Here is a 19,038-nt window from a genome sequence, read left to right on the forward strand (position 1 = left end):
AATCTATACCCTTGAAAATACCGAGGGGTGTTAGGGGGCGAGCAGACCCTTATATCTTTACTCACAACTTAATTAAAAAAAGATGACAGAATATGAACGTAAATTCATTGTTAATCCTTTTTTGAAGGAAAACTGTGAAACTGAAAGAAAAAGATGGTATAATCTTTTTGATAAACCCGTTGAATTATTACAAAGGTTTAATTATGAGCTACACTATTTACTAAGTTGGATAAAAAATCTTGAAAAAGACCAATCAACTAAAGATGCTCTAGAAGACCGCTTAATTATAGCTAATTATACTTTTTCAGATATAGATTTTCTGAAAAAAATAGCAAACCTGCTTATTAGTTGCGGAAAAAGTGATATCGCAAAGACTTTTGACCATGTTCGTTGGATGCGAGAGGAAATTAGCTATGCAATTTCATACTACAGAGAGCATTTTTCAGCTATACATCATAAGGAAGTCATAAGACCATTCATTTACATGTATGTAAGACTGAACTTTCTCTATTCATCCGCTTTCGTCGATATCATGCAGAAAGAGCCTGGCAAGGAGTGTGAGTTTGAAAATCTGGCAATTGGGTTAAATATCCTAAGCGATGGGAAGTCAGATATCGTTCATTTGTAAGGGAAAACATAGATAAATTAAAATAAATATACAAAACAGGAAATGTAAATATGAACAATTTGTTTTTTGCACAACTCAAAAAGGAGTTGTTTGTTGCTATTACAGAAAGAGAAAGTGTAACCGGTAAGTGCGAAACGTTAAATAACCTGCTTTGTGAAAAAATCGCAGCAGAACTGAGTGAAAAGTATTATGATTTGAAAATTTATCACTCTGAGTTTGGACTCTGCCGCTCTTTCTGGAATGCCAAATATGAGTGGATAGAACAGGAAGACAGTATCATGTTGTACCTGACGACCCAACCGCTTCATCTTGATCCGGCAAACTTTCGTAAGGAAGAAGAAGCCATAATAGATGCCTATAACAAAAGCTCTAAAATGCCAAATATTCCGCTTCTTAATATTCTCGAAAAATTCAACTCATCTAGAAAACTTAAAGGAATATGGAGTTGGGAACTGCCACTCGAAAAGATAGAAGACACTATAGAGGGTGATTTTCTCAATTTGGAAATTATAAAATCACCTTGGACATTTGAACTATAAAAGCTACCCTTTTCGGGTAGCTTTCTTTCAAGGGAGTTGCAGTATTGAATTTTCTGTCTTCTTAATCCCTAAAGGTGTACCATCCATGAACCAGAAATATTTTAATGCCTCACTATAAGTATAATTGCCCGAAATAACAGAATTATCTTGTACATTACCCTCATGAGTTGCTTTCAAATATGGAGCCAGACTGATAAAATCTTCCCCTACATTTACAATACATTGCGCAGCTGCATACTCTGAATGTATTATACCATTCACCGGTTCTACATCAATTATCCATCCAAAAGGTTGATGCTTAAGCATCTCCTCCCAACATTCCTTAATATTTTCAAAAGGACGATACTCTGATTCAGTATTTTCCTTTACTCTATAATCATATAGGTAAAAGTCAAAGCTAGGAGAAGGTTCATCCTTCCATGCATTCTCATCCTGTACACCGAGGAATCTTGTCTGTATTTCTTTGCCTTGCGTAAAAGCCAGCATGACTTTTGCAAGATTTTTAATCTGTTCTACTGTCATATTCGTTACTTTAGTTAGTTAAAAACCATATTCTTTCTTCAATGCGATATCAAGCATGCTATTGTTTATGAGTTTAATAAATTGCTTGCAGCATACATATTTGTATTCTCCCTTCAAGCCGTGCTTGTTGAGAACTTTTTCCACCACCTTGACATCCTCAGAATTAAGTATACCAAGTAAGCATCCCATGCTTACGAAAGCAATAGCTTGCTCTTTGGTAGTAGGAAAAACCTTACCTTGTAACATCTGTTTTTTGTAGGGCTTACCTGATGGATAAGCATTTGCACTAAAATTGAGAATACTAATCTCTTTCCATATTATTTCTTTCTGTTTCATACCTATCAGCTTAAATAAATTCACGAAACTATTCAAATTTGCACTTTTGGGAGCCAAAAATAAACATTCGATACTTACTATTCTGTATTATAAAAAAGAGTAAAGGAGAGTTTTATCTCTTCAATACCTATTATTCTGAGACATCATGGATGAATGCCTCATTTCTGACGAAAAGGACAATTATACCAACTGATAAAACTATCAACCCGGCAATCATCAACCAAATAGCCATAAGTTCACCAAAGAACCGCAAATAGCCACCCATAAAGCCAAACGTCAGCAAGGAGAAGCCAAACATACTAAAGATGAATAAAGCATCTTCAACACTCATTTTCTTCCAATACTTAACAATAAGATGTTTCATACTCTAAAATTTTAAATGGTTCAACATAAATTATTCTGGATTTGAGGATTCATTGCCTTTTTAAGGTTTTGAAGTTCCTTTCGATCCGATATTTTTTTTATCATTCCGTCATCTCGTCATCATATAGCCTTTTTACGTGCATTAAGAAATGGTGGTTCCAAGAGTCAGAACACCAAACAATTCGGTAGAAAGTTTTTTGGAAAACCCAAATGTGCAACATTTGTGGAAGGCATTCCGGAAAAGTTTTAGCCGAATAAGGTATCGCCTGGTGTTTGGTATCTGACAGAACCGCCATACCTTTGCACCGTAAAAAGCCAAATGATAAAGAGACGGTAACCACTATCATAAAAAATAGAGGTCGAAGTAAGGAACAAAAATAAAATATAGATATAAAGAAAGTAATACCCCATGCTGTAAGCATGCAATAAAGCACTAGGCAAATAACGTTATATCTATATAGGTATATAACAATATAACACAATAGCAATATATAAATAGATATAACCAAGCAGAAGAACCCTCATCAAACCCTCCGTTCTTTCCACACTGCACGTGTGCCGTGGAAAGAAGACCTCTCTCCCCTGCCCAGTAGTCACCCTCGGTTTGGCAGCTGGGCAATGCAACATGCGCCAGCATACTTGCATTGGGGCTAGAGAAGAAGAGACTTGTAGGAAGAGTGCCATAGGCACGTGTCAGAAAGAATGGCCAAGGATGGCTCCCCTGGTGGAGATGAGCGTAGTTCATCTTCGCTGAAAAGGGTGCATCCCTGCCCATTCTGCGGACCTTCCTATATGTCTCTTCTTCGAAAAGGGGTGTGGTGGCGGCAAGCCCCACATGAAGGTTCGACCTCTCTCCCGAAGCTGCTCTAAGGTGATGCAAGCATCGCATTAGTGCAGTTTCCCTGTTTTCTCTGGAAGAATCACCAACGTTGTTCCTGGAAGAGAAAGCAGGGAAAGGGCTTAAACGGCGAAGATGTAGATACAAAGAATAGCCTACCATATAGCAGCTATATGGTATAAAAGCAAAGCAAACTAACAAAATTGCCACTATTTGCGCCCAACAACAACCCATCGGAGATACCTCTTGCACCGGTGAAGCTGAATGGTTCAACCGGATGGCTGCGACCGATGAGGGAGCAGCCCGACGTATAAAAGGGATAACAAGTTTACCTGCTATCCCTTAGCCCATGCAACAATATTACCATTGCAAGCTTGTCTACATATTTTTGAATGGACTCTTTCTGCTATTATATAACTTGTTCTTTCTCCAATCGCAATATCTTGTTTATGACAGCGATAACTTGCTCTTGTATATAGGCTTTGAACATCGTATCATCCTTAATAGCAAAGTCCAACTGCTCATATACTACAATATTGACAGAATTTCTGAGTTGTTTTAACTTGTCATTTACTGGTATCTGTCGATAGGCTTGCCAATAAAGCGTAACTTCATCTTGCACTATCGCTTTCAACACCATTTTCTGTTCACGGTTGAGTTTCTTGAAAGTCTTGGTTTCTCGTTCTTCGTTGTTGCCATATAAAATAGTATCGATATATTCATCGGCATCAACCATCTCAAATTCATTGTCCCCGAAAGGCAAGTCCAAAATCTTCTTGTTGCCTTTCTTCATCTCACCCATGCACTCCTTACAGATGTGTAGGGCATGACCTTTACCCGAAAATGACTCGTTCGACTTGTATTCACCACAAATCTTACAGTAATGTCCTTTATGCTTCTTTGCCATGACCGTTTATTTTGGCAAATACGAAATCAACTGCTCCATGCTATTTTCGATATTCTCAATAGTCGGTATATCTTTGTAGGCAAGGTCAGGAAGTTCTTTTGCATAGACGTTGCTTAACACTGACCATACATTATGCAGGTCACTGATGATTGGAGAATCCATAATGTCTTTGTTTTGCCATCCTTCGGGCTTGTCAAATCTTTGTTGGTCTTGTGCAAACAAGTTGCTGAAGTCCAATTTGAAAGCGTCACTTTTCAAATAGTCCTGTGTCTCAGCATCATTCAAGAGAAAATGCAAATCATAGAAATGACGTATCTTGGCTGTCAACTCCGATATGTAGTTGTCGGCCAAGGAACACCGAAGTAATGACACCAATTTTTCAGTCAATGTCCTACGCCTGTCGAGAACATTCACCTCGAAAGGTTGCATATCATATTCCTCTATCAAGTTCTCGTTGCCTGTCTTTTGCAAGAACTCGGTCAAGAAGCTTTGCAGTTTACATTTCTGAAAAGGATATGGATTGGCAAATGAATTGATTTCGACAAGCAACTGTCCTGCTTTGATAGCACCTACTTGTAATGTATCAATGGCTCGTGGATAAGAATAGTATGCCTTGTGATAATGAGAACCCTTGCTCGTAAAACCAGGCATATCCATTTCCTGCAGACCTTCCGTCATGCTTTTGGCAGTTCTCTTGATCAGCATCTTCAATTGGTTGCCGCTGAGCGTCCATGCCTCAGAGATAGCAATATCTATGTCTTCTGAGAATCTACTACCGATACCATATGCTTTTGTAAGACTTGTTCCTCCTTTGAAAATGGCACGGTTATCCTTGTCGTTCGCAGCCATCAAAGACAACGATCGACAAATCCAATAGTCCTTCTCGATGAAGATGCTCTTAATGCCGAGTCCTCCATCTTCTATAGGTTGCGATGCTGCTTGCAATGCATCAGAGAACAAATCCCTGTTTTCATGTAATCTCATATGATGTTCCAGTTTTTTTTGTTTGATAATACTTTGTCGGAGACTGGCAACTTGTAGCTGGTCACTCCATTCAATGTTTTACTGATGGTTTCCGTTTCAAGCCCCATGTTCTCGTAGATGGCTCCAAGCAAAGCTCTTACATAAGGTGTGTATGCCAAGGATAGTTCTGCCAATTCCTGCTTCTGTTCCATTGAAAGAGCATTGATTGCTTTGCAAATATTCGTCACACATTCATCTGGTGAAGTGGCAGGAATGTCCTTTATAAGGCGCAGAGCATCCAATATTCTAAGTAGTGGAATATTGCTTGAAGTTATGGCGTTCTCTTGTAACAAGAAAGATATTTTCACGCCATTCCTTGTGATAGGTCTCCGATATTTATTTGTGCCGACAAGGATGGATGAGCTTATCTGTGTAGTTAACCCCATGGATGCAAATGCGGCAGTTCCGGTAATGTAGCCTACAATCTTGCCATTTTGCTCCAGAAAGTCTTTTACAAGTTCAGAATCTGCAGGTTTCAGATTTCCAAAAATGGTCTTCTTCGGAATATAGTATTTCCCCTTTGCTATCTTTTGCAGTTCGCCTTGGAGCACAAGACGGTTGAGAGCTTTGGCAAGTGCCGGCTGATACCGCATCTCCACCCCAAAATCTCTTGTTGTCAATACGACCCCTGCAGGGGTCGATGACAATTTTTCCTTTATCAGACTTGCTATAACCATGTTTATCTCCTATTTTCGAGTGCAAAGTTAACAAAAGTCTTGTTTTTTACGCAATAAACTTGACTTTTATATATTTCTTTAACTATTTTCATGCTATAATCCATTCCATACCCCTTCATCCTCCCTTGTTTTTCCTTAGCAAATTTAGTTCAGCCCACCAAACCGTCAAGTACCGCCTTGCTATTGACTGCTTGTTTCATCAGCTGCCTTTCGTCAATCACAGATTGGGGTATTTTGAAGAAATGACCTCCCAATTTCTTGCCTTGTCAGCCTCCATGCCCGAACTCTTGATTGCACATAAAATCAAATTCCTCGATGAAGTCATAAAGGCTTCGAGAATAGGGAAGAAAAAGAAGTTTCACAATTTAATCCGAACAGATATGAACAATATGGTTAACGAAAGAGACAAGGAGTTTGCCAATGACCATCGCTTTCTTGAAAACGAGAAGTTCAAGGTGATGATGGCTTTCATGGAGCAGTTGGCAGTAAACTATCAGAAGGTCCATTATGACCCTCACAATGAATGGGATTGCACCTTGACACATGCATCCACCGCATTTTTTCTTTCACTATGATATAATCTTATAGTTCATAACTTATGATATTGAGGAGAGGTGGTTAGCCTCTCCGTTCCCTATTTATGTTACAATTTACCTCTATCATGGTAAGAATAATAACTTCCATCAGAAATGATAATGTGGTCCATAAAGAAGATGCGCATGATTTCACAAGCTGCTTTGAGATTTTTGGTAATGATATCATCTGCCTTGCTTGGATGAGGGTTGTTGGATGGATGGTTATGGGCTACAGCCAGAATAGTAGCATTGTTCATAACAACCTCTCTCATGATTCTTCTGACATCCATAGAAGTTTCGGTTATTCCACCATGACTTAATGGAACATGCTTTATGAGCTGGAAGTTCTGATTCATCAAGAGCAAATGACACTCTTCTACATCCAAATCACGAACTAGCGGATGAAGATAATTGTATATTGCAATACTACTACCTAAATCGGGACGTTCTGCTGTCTTTTCTGCATTATAACGCTTACCCAACTCAATAGCTGCCTGAAGAGCTATCGCTTTAGAGTCACCTATACCCTGCACTACCTGCAAATCCTCCACTCTAGCCTTAGCGATGTTACGCAAGCTTTCCTTCATTACATTGAAAAGCTGACGGGCTTGCTCAACGTTTTTCTTGGTTCCTGTACCAATTATCAGTGAAATCAACTCAACTGAGGTCAAGTTTTCAAGCCCATTGTTAAAAGCCTTATACTGAGGAAATTCCTCCATGCAAAAACCATTGTAATTCATCTGTTTCATTCTAACATTTTTAAAGGGTTCAACATAAAAATTATTCTGGATTCGAGGATTCATTGCCTTGTTAAGGTTTTGAAGTTCCTTTCGATCCGATATTTTTTTTATCATTCCGTCATCTCGTCATCATATAGCCTTTTTACGTGCATCAGGAGATGGTGGTTCCTAGGAGTCAGAACACCAAACAATTCGGTAGAAAGTTTTTTGGAAAACCCAAATGTGCAACATTTGTGGAAGGCATTCCGGAAAAGTTTTAGCAGAATAAGGCATCGCCTGGTGTTTGGTATCTGACAGAACCGCCATACCTTTGCACCGTAAAAAGCTAGATGATTGAGAGACGGCAACCACAATAATAAAAAATAGAGGTCGAAGTAAGGAACAAAAATAGAATATAGATATAAACAAAGCAATACCTATATAGATATATAAGCCTATAAGAATATATAGATATGAAGATTTAAGCCCCCAGGGAAGCATCTCTTCCCAAAGGACAAGACCTTTTGCAATTGTTAATTTCAAAGGTATATCGCATTTATAGATAAGGAGCAGCAAAAAAGCATTACTTTTGTACTCGCAACATTAAATATAGATATAAAAACAATAAACATATATGAAAAAGAGGCTTTTCATTTTCGGTGTCTGCCTGTGTGTTGCAGGAAGACTGATAGCACAGGATGTACATTTCATGATGCAACATGAGAAAACAGCTATGAAATCGTCTGTGCATGGCAGTAAGGGTATACCATTGAAGTTGAAAACCAACCTGCTCTATGATGCTTTGCATGTCCCTAACCTATCAGCAGAGTTGGGGCTAGGAAAGAATATGTCCATAGGACTGGATTACTGGTATACCTGGTTTGACAGCAATCCGACACACAACTACTGGAGAAGTTATGGTGGCGGTATAGGTATAAAGAGATATTTCAGTGGGCAGAGCTACAGGCAATCATTGACTGGGCACCACATTGGCATAGTCAGTCAGATGGGTATGTATGATGTGGAATATGGAAAAAGAGGCAATATGTCCGACTTTTCCTATACGCTGGGAACCGAATATGGCTATGTCTTTCCGCTGAGTTCAAGATTCTGTCTGCATCTGTTTCCGGTTTGGCAGCTGGCATCCGCCTTTCAGATGGAGCAAAAACAACAGAAAAGGTCATAGTCCCATTCTCTATGTCGTTGACTGGTGATATGGAACTGAAAGGAAACTTCCGATGCTTTGGCAAGATTCCAGATGCAAACATATCTAACAAACTGGTTATCTATGCAATCCTTAAAGACGGAAGCAAATGGTGTTATGTCTATGATATAATAAACCAGATAGATGCAGCTTCCGATTCTTTCAAGGTAACCGTAGTTTTAGATAAATTACCTATTCCAAACAAGATTGAAAATAATAGCGGCTTAACCCCAGGAGTCAGCGACTGGAATGCTGTAGATATTCCAATAAAAATGTAAAATAAGAAATTGTAGTTAAATCATTTGTAGTAAATGATGTCCATATTTTGCTCTGTGAAGAGCGGAATATGGATTTCTTTTAAAGAAAAATAGATGATAACAATAACCTACCATATAGGTATTATATGGTACAAAAATAGAATAGATATGAGCAAAACCATAAAAATCATTCACGTCCACTTCATAAGCGGTCATCATAATTACTATTTCGGAAGCGTGAGAGCCATCTATAAGATGTTCTCGCCAGAAGAGTTGGGTTGTAGCGAAATCTATCTTCGCCACCAGCTTACACAGACCGGTAATCACTTTTTAAACGACAGAGTGTTAATCATTCGCTCTACGCTGATTAGATAGAAAAAATGCTTCATTCTTTCATCCCGAAAATGGAAGAATGAAGCCGCCCGTTTGTAGTCTAAACCAAAATATCTTGACAACAAGAGAGCGTTACCCCATCAGATAACGCCCTCAGTCTTAATCTTCAAGAGTCAAGTACACCGCAGTGTATACACTATCAATGGTAGCAGAAACTACGTCATCTTCTACTGCCATGGTCTGCCAATCCTCATCCACTTCGCCATTTTCTTTGCCCTTGTAAAACAGAACGCTATTTTCTACTTTTACGGCAACAACCTGCACTTCAGTAATTTCATTACTCCAATCGTGAACTCTGATGAGCCAAGCTGCCCCGATTTCTTCTTTTTTTTCCAAAAGGTTAACTTCCTCTTTACCATGTTTGTCCATCACCTCAATGATAGATTTAACGATTTCCTTATGGAGATTAATTCTTTGTCCGATGTAATCAATATATTTCATTTTCTGATGTTTTTGTGGAGAGGCGGTTAACCTCTCCGTTACCTTTTATGCTACAATTTCGTATTCGTGAAGACTGATGTAATCGTCGTCTAGTTCGTGTTCCTCATTCCACTCTTTTATCTCTTCAACTGAAATGGAGTTACGATTCAATCTGCCTGCAATATACTGTAGTGCTTCGGCTTCAGTCTTAAAGTATTCAAATTCATCTTCGCCTTCAACGCAGGAGTCAACGGCAAAACGATATGAAAAGTACTTTCCTTCAACGTCATTTGTTGCATACACTTCACATCCCTCCTCTTCCACGATATAGTATACTTTCATATCTTCGTAGTGACCTTCAAGAAGATGTCTGAAATCCGTAGCTCCCCAAGCTTCACTGGCTTCAATGCATAAAACTCCATCTTCAAGTTCGCATTCCTGTATGAAACCTCTCAAATAGCTAGACCCCTTGTCTATACCGAGAGCCAAGATGATGTTTCCTTCCCACTCCTCTGATGCTCCTTCTTCCATTACAGGGCGTTCTTTGCTCAAAAACGCCTTGCAAAGGTCATTTAACTCCTGAAGGTCTTCTGAGTTACCTTCGATTCTATAACTTGTCTGTGCCCAATTAGCCATATCTGTAAAACTAAAACATTGTATAATAAAGTTCCTTCTCTCTAAGGTGCTCGATAGCTTCGTTAGCCAACTGGCACGCCCATTCATCACGAGGGTCGTAACACCCCTGCTTGTAGTTCTCAGCCAATTGCTCCATGAAAGCCATTACAACCTTGAACTTTTCATTCACCAAGAAACGATGGTCATTAGCCCATTCTTTGCCGGTTTTGGCTGCGCTACCCATCTTGCCATTCACAAAACGAGAAAACTCGTCTGCAAACTGCTTGTCATTTTCACTAATTGAATCGTTATACATACTCTAACTATTTTAAATGGTTCAACATAAATTATTCTGGATTTGAGGATTCATTGCCTTTTACGTTTTTTTGTTCCTTTCGATCCGATATTTTTTTTATTATTCCGTCATCTCGTCATCATATAGCCTTTTTACGTGCATTAAGAAATGGTGGTTCCAAGAGTCAGAACACCAAACAATTCGGTAGAAAGTTTTTTGGAAAACCCAAATGTGCAACATTTGTGGAAGGCATTCCGGAAAAGTTTTAGCCGAATAAGGCATCGCCTGGTGTTTGGTATCTGACAGAACCGCCATAACTTTGCACCGTAAAAAGCCAAATGATAGAGAGACGGCAACCCCAAGTATAAAAAATAGAGGTCGAAGTAAGGAACAAAAATAAAATATAGATATAAAGAAAGTAATACCCCCATGCTGCAAGCTTGCAATAAAGCAATAGATAAATAACGCAATACCTATATAGATATATAAGGCTATAATAATATAAGCCTATAACACCATATAGATATGAACTATATGCCCCATGGAAGTGTCTTTTCCCGAAAGGCTATACCTTTTGCAATTGTTAATTTCAAAGGTATTTCGTATTTACGCCTAGAATTTGAAAAAAAAGCATTTTCTTTGCAGCCAAAAACAAATAAAATAGTAAAAACATGGGTGCATTTGGAATTTATGTAGCGATATTAACTTTCATTTATATCGTATACTATGCCGCCATGATCGGCATGGATGTCGTTGGCAGCAACGGCAAGAAGAAAGCAGAAGTTGAAGAGTTTGCTGTTGGCAATGCTCCCAACGAAGACTTTGAAGAAGAGCCTACTATGGTGAGTGAAGACGACGATACTCCTGCTGTAAAGACTGGTGAGACAGAAGTTCCTTCACAACCTTCAACTGGTGAGAACGCGCTAATGGCGACCTCAGGTAAGAGTGGAGAGCAGTTGGCAGCAGAGATTCTTGCAGCAGATGACAACGCTCTTTATAATCAGTCAATGGCTGTCAAGAAGAAAATGGTCAAGTTCTGTGCAGAGAGTGAGGATGAGAAAACTGCTCGTGAATATGAACGTTCTATCTTGGAGTCTATGGAACAAGCTGTAGAATTAGGCGGAAACAATATGGATGATTTAGACGTATGAAAAAGATGATAGATCCAAGATACCTGATGGTATTGTTACTTGTTGCCGTTTCTCTTTCTGCATCTGCTGATTGTGGTAGTACGGATTATAGTGGCAGTATGGGCAGATTATATGATATGGTAGTATATGTGCTGAACATGTGTGTCTTCACCATGCGCCTGATGTATGCCGTAGCATCTGTTCTTGCCATCTACAGTGCCACCAGTATCTATATCAAACTCCAAGCAGGAGAAGAAGGTTTCACGAAAAGTGTACTCGTCTTGGTGGGAAGTTGTTTATTCCTTATAGGAGCAACAATCGTAATGCCGGCTTTCTTCGGTTTCAGTTATGGCAATACGTCTACGTTAAAATTTTGGTAGAAAGTTTTTTTATAATTAATATAGTTTAAATTTATGAACAGAATGATTTTTAGTACGTTGGCTTGTGCCACAAAAAGTTGTGCTTCGGCTTCTGCCAAGCAGATTAAGACATTGGTGAAGAACCCACGCTTCGGCATGGTGATGATGCTTCTTTTCGTATTTACAATTGGCGTGTTCGCCCAGGATGCAGCTGGAAACTTCTCGGCAGGTACGAAGGCGTTGACTACAGCAACCGAGGAAATAGCCAAGTATGTACCTATCGTTGTGAAGCTTTGCTATGCCATCGCAGGTGTTGTTGCCGTTGTAGGTGCGATCACAGTTTATATTGCGATGAACAACGAGGAGAACGACATCAAGAAGAAGATTATGATGACCGTAGGTGCATGTATCTTCCTCATTGCAGCTGCTCAGGCATTGCCATTGTTCTTTGGTGTAACCAACGTTTAAGTTTTTGAGTTATGGCAAGTGATAATCAAGGGCAATATCCTGATTATCCGGTTTTCAAGGGGCTTCAGAAGCCCCTTGAATTTCTGGGTTTGCAAGGAAGGTATATCTATTGGGCAGCCGGCGCAGTTGGTGGTGGCATTCTAGGCTTTTTGATATTCTACATGTGGATTGGTTTCATTGTAGGACTTGTCTATCTCACCATCGTAATAGGTTTTGGTGGAGCGATGATATTCATCAAGCAGCATAAGGGATTGCATTCCAAGAAACATAGTAAAGGCGTATATGTACTTGCCCACCTGCAACAGTATAGAAGCAGATGAGCAAGTTTTTTTATTTCTAAAAACTATCAGTATGATTTCAATTTTTGTTATTGTCGTATTTATCTCCATCCTGGTGGGTATGGCTATTTCCGTGAGTGCGTTTGGTACTGGCGGTAAGCGAGCCAAGATGTTTGAAAATATCTATTTCAGTGTAGAGGATGTGGATGGAATTGGCGTGGTGTATACAAAGAAGGGTGATTATTCTGCCATTCTCAAAATGGAGAATCCTGTAAGAAAATATTCAGCAGATATAGATAACTATTACGACTTCACCGCCCTGATGGCATCTGTAATGCAATTGTTGGGAGACGGATATGCCATCCATAAGCAGGATATCTTTGTCCGTAAGAAATTTGATATGAACATGATATCTTCTGAGAACAAAGATAGCAAGAAGCGTTTCCTTTCAGACGCATATTTCCGTTTCTTCAATGGTAGAACCTATACAGAGAGCACTACTTATCTCACTATTACACAGCGAGGCAAGAGTGGTGGTCTCAAAACCTACGACTCTAACAAATGGAGAGATTTTCTCGTGAAGATACGTAAAGTGGAAGACCGTTTGAAGAGTGGCGAGATAAGCTGCAAGTTCCTCACATCCAAGGAATGCCAGGAGTTTGCAGATCGTTTCTTTGCGGTTGATTTCACAAATGAGAAAGTAAGCATGTCCAATTTCAAGGTAGACAGTGAAGAAATCGGCATGGGCAATTTCCACGTGAAAGTGTACAGTCTCCTAGATATAGACAATGTAGGATTACCGAGCAATCTCCGTCCCTATAGTGAAACAACAGTCAACAATGCCGTTCTTCCAGAGGATTTGCTCTCAGAGATAGACCATATCCCTGGTGTAGATACCGTTATTTATAATCAGATTCTCTTCCTTCCTAACCAGAAGAGAGAGATGGCAAAGCTGGATAAGAAGAAAAACCGCCATGCTTCTATCCCGAATCCATCCAATCTGATAGCAGTAGAAGATATCAAGGCTGTTCAGAACGAAATTGCAAGAAATAGCAAAACCCTTGTATATGCACACTTTAATCTCGTCATAAAGATTGACGCAGACAAGGATTTTCAGAAGATTACCAACAATTTGGAAAACATCTTCTCCAAATACAGCATCAATATCTCCAAGCGTGCCTATAACCAGTTGGAACTGTTCGTGGCAAGCTTTCCTGGCAACTGTTTCCGTCTCAACCAGGACTATGATCAGTTCCTTACGTTGTCAGAGGCAGCTCTGTGTCTGATGTATAAGGAGCATCAAGCCAAGGGAGACCAGTCTTCCCTGAAATGCTACTATACAGACCGCCAGGGTGTTCCGATGCCTATAGATACCACCGGTAAGGAAGGAAAGGTGAAGTATACCAACAACTCCAATTTCTTCGTATTGGGACCCTCCGGAAGCGGAAAGAGCTTCTTCATGAACACGGTGATGCGACAATATTATGAGCAGGACACAGATGTTGTGATTGTAGATACCGGTGACAGCTATGAGGGAATCTGCAGCTACTTCGGGGGAACCTACATTTCCTACACCAAGGAAAAGCCTATCTCCATGAATCCGTTCAAGATAACCAAGATGGAGTATGAGCAGAACTTCGGAGAGAAGAAAAACTTCCTGAAGAACCTTATCTTCCAGATATATAAGGGAGCCAGCCAACCATCGATGCTGGAAGAGACCATCATCAACCAGACCATCGTGGAGTATTATGAAGCCTACTTCCAACCTTTCGAAGGTTTTACGGACGAAGAGCGTGAAAAAATGAAAGATGCCATCCTGCTTCAGGATAAGGCCAACGGCAAGTATGAAGAGTATGAGCAGAAAATGGAAGAGCGTTATGGCGAGGAGTTTAACCTGGAACTTACTGAAAATAGGGAGCTTTCTGAAAAAGATAAGCGCAGGGTACCGAAGCTCAAAGCCATCATCGATGACAGCGCAGCTACCGAGGGCGAGAAGGAACAGGCAAAGAAAGCCCTTCAGCGACTCACCCCGGAAGTTATTGAAAATAACTATCTTATGCGTATTGAAAGAAAACTGGAGAAGGTGGAGCGACAGAAGAAGAAGTTGAAGGTAACAGATCTGTCATTCAACACCTACTATGAGTTTGTCCTAGAGCGTATTCCGCAGATTATGAAACAGCAGAACATCAGTTTCGATATCCATAATTTTGCAACGATTCTCAAACCTTTCTATAAAGGTGGAGAGAAGGAATACATTCTTAACAACGATTTGGATGCTTCTCTCTTTGATGAGAAGTTCATCGTCTTCGAGATTGATAAGGTGAAGGATGACAAAGTCCTCTTCCCTATCATCGTGCTCATCATCATGGACGTGTTCACCCAAAAGATGCGTATCAAGAAGGGCAGAAAATGCCTGGTTATCGAGGAAGCCTGGAAAGCCATAGCCACACCGACGATGGCAGAATATATCAAGTATCTCTATAAGACCGCCCGTAAGCACTGGGCAATGGTGGGTGTTGTGACCCAGGAGATACAGGATATAACCTCCTCCCCTATCGTGAAGGAAGCCATCATCAACAATTCCGATGTGTTCATGCTTCTCGACCAGAGTAAGTTTAAGGATAAGTTTGATGAGATCAAGGCAACCCTTGCACTCACCGATAATGACTGCAAGAAGATTTTCACCATCAACCGTCTTGACAACAAGGACGGACGAACCTATTTCAAGGAAGTCTTTCTGAAAAGGGGTCAGTCTGGTGAAGTATTGGGTGTAGAGGAACCGCCAGAGTGTTATATGGCGTATACTACTGAGAAAGCAGAAAAGGAAGCCTTGAAGCTCTATCTCAAACTTATGCAGACAGACTACCAGCATGCCATTGAGCAGTTTGTAAGCGACTGGCACAACAGCGGTATCGGCAAATGTCTGGAGTTCTCTCAGAAAGTATTGAAAGAGAAGAAAGTCTTTTTTTACAAGAAAAAAAATGGATAAGCAATGAAAAGAATCAATACCCTATTACTATTGATGCTGTTTTCCTACAAGATGATGGCTGTGGTTTGGCACAACGTCAACATCGACAAGAAAACAGCTGCTGCCATGACTGCCGCTTATGAGGTGGAAATAGCAATGGAGACAATGGCAAACGGGCACCTGCAAAATATTCTCAATCACTACAGGTCAGCTTCCGTAGCCACTGCCGGAATTTTAGTGTCCAAAAAGAAAGACCGGGCTGCCATGCGCAACCCTGGTCTTTTTGCGTCAGAGGAAAACTACTACTACACTAGAATCCTGGATCTGGTGAAAAACCGGATTATGCCGAAGTTCATCACGGTGTCATCCCTGATGGTCAAACAGCCAGAGAATGCCATCTATTGGGGTCCTTACCTTCTGAAAACCACCACCAATGTGGAACAGCTCTGTAAGCAGTTTGAACTGGTGTGTACCAATGGCAGACGTTCCTTCAAGGATGTCCAGTTCCTTCTCGTCAATGACAAGCTGCAGGCTGTATTTGACTTAGCCAGAATGGGCGGTGAGGTCAACTGGAAAGAGCTGCTGGATCATCTGGGAGATTTTGGTAAGGAGTTGTCAGCAGATGATTTTGTTGAAGATTTCAAGAATCTCGGAGGCAAGCTGGCTTCCATCGGACAGAATACAGCCGACAGTAATTGGGCTGAGATATCCAAGATTGGAGAGATTTTTCATTCCAAGCCGAAGGAAATCTACAACATGTTCAAGAGCTTCAAAAGTCAGTATGAAAACTATAAGAATGCCGGTAATGTAAAGAATATCCTGATGAGCGTCATCAAAACTGCAGATGCAGAGGGTGTTGCCAACCTCTTCAAGATAGACGATTACAATGTGAGCGGCTATATCAGCAACTATGTAAAAGAACTCCAAGGAGAATACTATACCCAAAGATGGTATATCTATACAGTAGACAGTGGCAAAAAAGAAATTGCCTCATATTGTCCGTCTGCTCCTGCCAGCACAAATAACGAGGACTCTTGGACTGGTTGGATTTACAAATGTAATTATATGAAAACTTCTACTCCTCCATTTCCAACTCTTACCACATCTGAGTATAATCAGCTAAAGACAGCTGCGGAAAATTCCACCGATTGGAATGCCAGCAAAAAGAAGGAATATGAAAAGAATAATCCAGGGCATACTATAAGTCTGAATTACGAACAACGTTCTTACAATTATGTGCGTGATAAAAGTGGTGGTATTGGGGCACATTCGAAGCATTGGCGAGGCAGACACTTTTCTGTATATATGACTGTAACAGACTCATGGTACATCAAACAAGAAGTTTATGAGGAAATCTTTGACTCCCAGACGATGGATCTGAAAACCTTCAAGGAAAAAATGAAGATCCGTCTCCAGGGCTATCAAGATGAGACATCCGATCAAGATGAGAGCATAATCTACCATCTTGAATGTGATGACCCTCACTATTACACAATGGCAGATGAGAAGAAGATGGAAGGCTGTAGTTCTGTAAGTTTCGTGGCAAACTGTAAGGGTGGAGCCAAGTTAGGAGAAGGCAGTTTCAACTGGAAGGAGAACGGCAAACAGGGTAATCATCTCAACGAAGCATCCAAAGGCTTTGCAAAGGAGCCTACGCCGGATTCGGAAGGAGAAGGTATCAACACGCTGCTTGATAAGCAAAAGGAATATGAAAATCAGATTGCATCCTTGAAGAAACAGATTTCCGACAATGACAAAAGGATGCAATCTCTCCTACAACAGAAAAGCCAAGCTCTTTTCATGGGTAACAAGACCCAGGCAAATGCCTTGCAGAAGCAGTATGACGAACTTTCTGATGCTAATGCAGCCCTGAAACAGCAGTTGAATACTACTCAAAAACAGCTCAATCAACTTAACAATGGTATTGATGAGTATTATAAAGACCTTGCAGATAACAGGGATGGAAAGTATAGAATCAATGACAACATGGCTGAGCTGGAAGGAATGTATCAGATACAGTGGTCCGACCAGGGCGAATGGGTAGATGGTAACAACCAGTATATCTTCATCCGTCACGGCTACTGCCCTACTGTCAAGAGTCTGGTAACTTATACAGCTACCCTCACCCTTGCCCAGAAACCGAAATATCTCCTGGGTGTAAGAATCCACCGAGCCATCCTGTCGGTAGATTTCAAACTCACCAGTGAGTATGCTGCCGACAATGTGGTTGCCGTGATGCAGCTCGACATGAAAAAGAGTGAGAAAGATCGTGCAGAAGAGGTAAATGCCAAGTTGAAGGAACTCATTGAAGACCTTCCGGACTGCAACATCAGCATCAAATACAACTATGCAGGTTTTTCTGAAGAGGAAGATGATGCTGATGCCATTCACCTGCTCTGGGCTTGTGACCGCCTGGATGTAGCCAGAGAGATAGACTTCCAGCTGGTATCTATCTACAACCAGCTCGTTCTCCTCGAAAAGGTCATGGACAGCCGGACAACCATCCTGGATTTCCTGAAGCACAAGATTTTCGATGCTGTGGGCAGAGCCTCGCGTGGAGCCATCGCTGACTATGCCCTCTCCAGGTGGCAGGACGCATCTGCCAGGGCAGCTCAGAAAGCCTCTTTGAAGGGTTCGGTGAGTGGAGACAATGAAACTGATAAAAATAACAACAGTAAATCAAGACAACAATGAAAAAACAGGGTTTGGTATTTGTAATTATGGCAATGCTTTTCGTCTTCCCGGCGAAGAGCTTTGCCATATTGGACTATGATGCTGGCTCACTGGAGACCATGATCAGCAACCATAAGAAGGTGAGAACCGTACTTGGCATACGAGCAGCAGCAGAGATGGGAGTGTTGGAAGCCCATAAAGCCTTTTCCCAATCTTCCACTAGCTTCGAGGAGACCAGCAAGGCTATCGACCGCTATAAAAGATGCTTCGACATCATCGACCTGATACTCAATGGTACTGCCACTGCATTCCATGGCGTGAATACCTACAGGAGTGTAAAGAGTAATGTAGAACTGTATCTTAAACTCCTGGATGATTATAAGACAAACTTCCTTCTGAAGGGAAACGTCAAAAATTCCGATGCCGTTATCTATACCACCAGTGCAGAAGCCATTAACCAGATAAAGACCTCTGCCATATCCATGTATGACTCCTATATAGATTTGGCAGCCTACCTTACTGGAGCAGCAGAGTTTGATGCCCAGTCAATGATGATTTGTCTTCAATGCATCAATGACAACATGGACGATATCGATTCCGCAGTAAAGAATGCCTATTTCACCTTATACAGCTATATGGTTATGCGAAAAGGCTTCTGGAAGGATGGACTCTACCGTGGCAAGACCATTGAGAACCTAGCTATGGAAGCCTATGATTCATGGAAGAAGGCACAGTATATAGCCAAACTGAAGAACTCACGTGCCGGTGGCAGCAGTGAGTCGGAGAAACGAGCACCCCTCGGAGGCGGATCACTTCTCGGTAACAAGCGGTTGAGTGAAGAAGAAATTTGA

23 protein-coding genes are annotated in these 19,038 nt (G+C 40.8%); 13 read left to right on the forward strand and 10 right to left on the reverse strand.

Annotated elements, in window-relative coordinates; genetic code table 11:
• The first annotated feature begins 82 nt into the window (after positions 1 to 82).
• Positions 83 to 628 (forward strand): hypothetical protein, encoded by a 546-nt coding sequence (locus tag KUA49_RS12675; protein ID WP_218411639.1) that lies wholly within the window; start codon positions 83 to 85, stop codon positions 626 to 628.
• Between the two features lie 50 nt (positions 629 to 678).
• Positions 679 to 1,167, forward strand: coding sequence for a hypothetical protein (locus KUA49_RS12680; RefSeq protein ID WP_119226731.1), 489 nt, complete (start codon positions 679 to 681; stop codon positions 1,165 to 1,167).
• A gap of 27 nt (positions 1,168 to 1,194) precedes the next feature.
• On the opposite strand, the gene KUA49_RS12685 is transcribed toward KUA49_RS12680, so the two are convergent.
• The 6 genes from KUA49_RS12685 to KUA49_RS12710 all read right to left on the reverse strand — a co-directional run bounded on the left by KUA49_RS12685 (position 1,195) and on the right by KUA49_RS12710 (position 5,833).
• Entirely contained in the window at positions 1,195 to 1,689 is a 495-nt protein-coding gene (locus KUA49_RS12685) for a hypothetical protein (protein WP_218411638.1), read from the reverse strand.
• 18 nt (positions 1,690 to 1,707) lie between these two features.
• Positions 1,708 to 2,025, reverse strand: a complete 318-nt coding sequence (locus KUA49_RS12690) for a hypothetical protein (RefSeq protein WP_218411637.1) — start codon at positions 2,023 to 2,025, stop codon at positions 1,708 to 1,710.
• Between the two features lie 130 nt (positions 2,026 to 2,155).
• Positions 2,156 to 2,389, reverse strand: a complete 234-nt coding sequence (locus tag KUA49_RS12695; protein ID WP_218411636.1) for a hypothetical protein — start codon at positions 2,387 to 2,389, stop codon at positions 2,156 to 2,158.
• Positions 2,390 to 3,635: 1,246 nt separating this feature from the next.
• Positions 3,636 to 4,133: a hypothetical protein gene (locus tag KUA49_RS12700; RefSeq protein WP_218411635.1), complete on the reverse strand. Its 498-nt coding sequence runs from the start codon at positions 4,131 to 4,133 to the stop codon at positions 3,636 to 3,638.
• Between the two features lie 6 nt (positions 4,134 to 4,139).
• On the reverse strand, positions 4,140 to 5,117 hold the full coding sequence (locus KUA49_RS12705) for a nucleotidyl transferase AbiEii/AbiGii toxin family protein (RefSeq protein WP_218411634.1): 978 nt from the start codon (positions 5,115 to 5,117) through the stop codon (positions 4,140 to 4,142).
• Entirely contained in the window at positions 5,114 to 5,833 is a 720-nt protein-coding gene (locus KUA49_RS12710) for a DUF6088 family protein (protein WP_218411633.1), read from the reverse strand. The genes KUA49_RS12705 and KUA49_RS12710 overlap by 4 nt, the downstream gene beginning before the upstream one ends.
• A 389-nt stretch (positions 5,834 to 6,222) precedes the next feature.
• Here KUA49_RS12710 and KUA49_RS12715 point away from each other — a divergent pair, with 389 nt between their 5' ends.
• The gene (locus KUA49_RS12715) at positions 6,223 to 6,408 is read left to right on the forward strand and encodes a hypothetical protein (RefSeq protein WP_218411632.1); all 186 of its coding nucleotides are present in this window, start codon (positions 6,223 to 6,225) and stop codon (positions 6,406 to 6,408) included.
• A 68-nt stretch (positions 6,409 to 6,476) separates the two neighbouring features.
• Here the strand turns inward: KUA49_RS12715 and KUA49_RS12720 are convergent, their stop codons facing one another.
• Entirely contained in the window at positions 6,477 to 7,157 is a 681-nt protein-coding gene (locus tag KUA49_RS12720) for a JAB domain-containing protein (protein WP_228112860.1), read from the reverse strand.
• Between the two features lie 604 nt (positions 7,158 to 7,761).
• Between KUA49_RS12720 and KUA49_RS12725 the strand changes: the two genes are divergently transcribed.
• The 3 genes from KUA49_RS12725 to KUA49_RS12735 all read left to right on the forward strand — a co-directional run bounded on the left by KUA49_RS12725 (position 7,762) and on the right by KUA49_RS12735 (position 8,963).
• Positions 7,762 to 8,313 (forward strand): DUF3575 domain-containing protein, encoded by a 552-nt coding sequence (locus KUA49_RS12725; RefSeq protein WP_218411631.1) that lies wholly within the window; start codon positions 7,762 to 7,764, stop codon positions 8,311 to 8,313.
• 29 nt (positions 8,314 to 8,342) lie between these two features.
• Entirely contained in the window at positions 8,343 to 8,609 is a 267-nt protein-coding gene (locus KUA49_RS12730) for a hypothetical protein (RefSeq protein WP_218411630.1), read from the forward strand.
• Positions 8,610 to 8,756: 147 nt separating this feature from the next.
• Positions 8,757 to 8,963, forward strand: coding sequence for a hypothetical protein (locus KUA49_RS12735; RefSeq protein WP_119226798.1), 207 nt, complete (start codon positions 8,757 to 8,759; stop codon positions 8,961 to 8,963).
• Between the two features lie 117 nt (positions 8,964 to 9,080).
• Here KUA49_RS12735 and KUA49_RS12740 read toward each other — a convergent pair whose 3' ends face one another.
• From KUA49_RS12740 to KUA49_RS12750, 3 genes are read right to left on the reverse strand one after another with little or no spacing between them, the layout of a single operon-like run.
• A complete protein-coding gene (locus KUA49_RS12740) occupies positions 9,081 to 9,422 on the reverse strand; it encodes a hypothetical protein (RefSeq protein ID WP_218411629.1) in 342 nt (113 codons plus the stop codon).
• Positions 9,423 to 9,467: 45 nt separating this feature from the next.
• Entirely contained in the window at positions 9,468 to 10,037 is a 570-nt protein-coding gene (locus KUA49_RS12745) for a hypothetical protein (RefSeq protein ID WP_153091684.1), read from the reverse strand.
• Between the two features lie 10 nt (positions 10,038 to 10,047).
• Positions 10,048 to 10,332: a sulfide:quinone reductase gene (locus KUA49_RS12750; RefSeq protein ID WP_119226746.1), complete on the reverse strand. Its 285-nt coding sequence runs from the start codon at positions 10,330 to 10,332 to the stop codon at positions 10,048 to 10,050.
• Positions 10,333 to 10,982: 650 nt separating this feature from the next.
• Here KUA49_RS12750 and KUA49_RS12755 point away from each other — a divergent pair.
• From KUA49_RS12755 to KUA49_RS12785, 7 genes are all read left to right on the forward strand, one after another.
• Positions 10,983 to 11,462: a hypothetical protein gene (locus KUA49_RS12755; RefSeq protein ID WP_218411628.1), complete on the forward strand. Its 480-nt coding sequence runs from the start codon at positions 10,983 to 10,985 to the stop codon at positions 11,460 to 11,462.
• On the forward strand, positions 11,459 to 11,821 hold the full coding sequence (locus tag KUA49_RS12760; RefSeq protein WP_228112962.1) for a DUF4134 family protein: 363 nt from the start codon (positions 11,459 to 11,461) through the stop codon (positions 11,819 to 11,821). Before KUA49_RS12755 ends, KUA49_RS12760 begins: the two co-directional genes overlap by 4 nt.
• Positions 11,822 to 11,956: 135 nt before the next feature.
• The gene (locus KUA49_RS12765) at positions 11,957 to 12,268 is read left to right on the forward strand and encodes a DUF4134 domain-containing protein (RefSeq protein WP_119226800.1); all 312 of its coding nucleotides are present in this window, start codon (positions 11,957 to 11,959) and stop codon (positions 12,266 to 12,268) included.
• A gap of 11 nt (positions 12,269 to 12,279) precedes the next feature.
• On the forward strand, positions 12,280 to 12,588 hold the full coding sequence (locus KUA49_RS12770) for a DUF4133 domain-containing protein (RefSeq protein ID WP_119226748.1): 309 nt from the start codon (positions 12,280 to 12,282) through the stop codon (positions 12,586 to 12,588).
• Between the two features lie 34 nt (positions 12,589 to 12,622).
• The gene (locus KUA49_RS12775) at positions 12,623 to 15,535 is read left to right on the forward strand and encodes a helicase HerA domain-containing protein (protein ID WP_412178611.1); all 2,913 of its coding nucleotides are present in this window, start codon (positions 12,623 to 12,625) and stop codon (positions 15,533 to 15,535) included.
• 3 nt (positions 15,536 to 15,538) lie between these two features.
• Positions 15,539 to 18,208 carry a hypothetical protein gene (locus KUA49_RS12780; RefSeq protein WP_218411626.1) on the forward strand — a complete coding sequence of 890 codons (2,670 nt, stop codon included), beginning with the start codon at positions 15,539 to 15,541 and terminating at the stop codon, positions 18,206 to 18,208.
• Positions 18,205 to 19,038, forward strand: a complete 834-nt coding sequence (locus KUA49_RS12785) for a hypothetical protein (RefSeq protein WP_218411625.1) — start codon at positions 18,205 to 18,207, stop codon at positions 19,036 to 19,038. The genes KUA49_RS12780 and KUA49_RS12785 overlap by 4 nt, the downstream gene beginning before the upstream one ends.

It is taken from the genome of Segatella copri, assembly GCF_019249655.2.
Taxonomy (GTDB): Bacteria; Bacteroidota; Bacteroidia; order Bacteroidales; family Bacteroidaceae; genus Prevotella.

What these genes read in the sequence shown, in the direction of transcription:
- KUA49_RS12675 (WP_218411639.1), top strand. Translation starts at nt 83, where the DNA reads ATGACAGAATATGAACGTAAATTCATTGTTAATCCTTTTTTGAAGGAA.
- KUA49_RS12680 (WP_119226731.1), top strand. Translation starts at nt 679, where the DNA reads ATGAACAATTTGTTTTTTGCACAACTCAAAAAGGAGTTGTTTGTTGCT.
- KUA49_RS12685 (WP_218411638.1), bottom strand. Translation starts at nt 1,689, where the DNA reads ATGACAGTAGAACAGATTAAAAATCTTGCAAAAGTCATGCTGGCTTTT.
- KUA49_RS12690 (WP_218411637.1), bottom strand. Translation starts at nt 2,025, where the DNA reads ATGAAACAGAAAGAAATAATATGGAAAGAGATTAGTATTCTCAATTTT.
- KUA49_RS12695 (WP_218411636.1), bottom strand. Translation starts at nt 2,389, where the DNA reads ATGAAACATCTTATTGTTAAGTATTGGAAGAAAATGAGTGTTGAAGAT.
- KUA49_RS12700 (WP_218411635.1), bottom strand. Translation starts at nt 4,133, where the DNA reads ATGGCAAAGAAGCATAAAGGACATTACTGTAAGATTTGTGGTGAATAC.
- KUA49_RS12705 (WP_218411634.1), bottom strand. Translation starts at nt 5,117, where the DNA reads ATGAGATTACATGAAAACAGGGATTTGTTCTCTGATGCATTGCAAGCA.
- KUA49_RS12710 (WP_218411633.1), bottom strand. Translation starts at nt 5,833, where the DNA reads ATGGTTATAGCAAGTCTGATAAAGGAAAAATTGTCATCGACCCCTGCA.
- KUA49_RS12715 (WP_218411632.1), top strand. Translation starts at nt 6,223, where the DNA reads ATGGTTAACGAAAGAGACAAGGAGTTTGCCAATGACCATCGCTTTCTT.
- KUA49_RS12720 (WP_228112860.1), bottom strand. Translation starts at nt 7,157, where the DNA reads ATGAAACAGATGAATTACAATGGTTTTTGCATGGAGGAATTTCCTCAG.
- KUA49_RS12725 (WP_218411631.1), top strand. Translation starts at nt 7,762, where the DNA reads ATGAAAAAGAGGCTTTTCATTTTCGGTGTCTGCCTGTGTGTTGCAGGA.
- KUA49_RS12730 (WP_218411630.1), top strand. Translation starts at nt 8,343, where the DNA reads ATGGAACTGAAAGGAAACTTCCGATGCTTTGGCAAGATTCCAGATGCA.
- KUA49_RS12735 (WP_119226798.1), top strand. Translation starts at nt 8,757, where the DNA reads ATGAGCAAAACCATAAAAATCATTCACGTCCACTTCATAAGCGGTCAT.
- KUA49_RS12740 (WP_218411629.1), bottom strand. Translation starts at nt 9,422, where the DNA reads ATGAAATATATTGATTACATCGGACAAAGAATTAATCTCCATAAGGAA.
- KUA49_RS12745 (WP_153091684.1), bottom strand. Translation starts at nt 10,037, where the DNA reads ATGGCTAATTGGGCACAGACAAGTTATAGAATCGAAGGTAACTCAGAA.
- KUA49_RS12750 (WP_119226746.1), bottom strand. Translation starts at nt 10,332, where the DNA reads ATGTATAACGATTCAATTAGTGAAAATGACAAGCAGTTTGCAGACGAG.
- KUA49_RS12755 (WP_218411628.1), top strand. Translation starts at nt 10,983, where the DNA reads ATGGGTGCATTTGGAATTTATGTAGCGATATTAACTTTCATTTATATC.
- KUA49_RS12760 (WP_228112962.1), top strand. Translation starts at nt 11,459, where the DNA reads ATGAAAAAGATGATAGATCCAAGATACCTGATGGTATTGTTACTTGTT.
- KUA49_RS12765 (WP_119226800.1), top strand. Translation starts at nt 11,957, where the DNA reads ATGGTGATGATGCTTCTTTTCGTATTTACAATTGGCGTGTTCGCCCAG.
- KUA49_RS12770 (WP_119226748.1), top strand. Translation starts at nt 12,280, where the DNA reads ATGGCAAGTGATAATCAAGGGCAATATCCTGATTATCCGGTTTTCAAG.
- KUA49_RS12780 (WP_218411626.1), top strand. Translation starts at nt 15,539, where the DNA reads ATGAAAAGAATCAATACCCTATTACTATTGATGCTGTTTTCCTACAAG.
- KUA49_RS12785 (WP_218411625.1), top strand. Translation starts at nt 18,205, where the DNA reads ATGAAAAAACAGGGTTTGGTATTTGTAATTATGGCAATGCTTTTCGTC.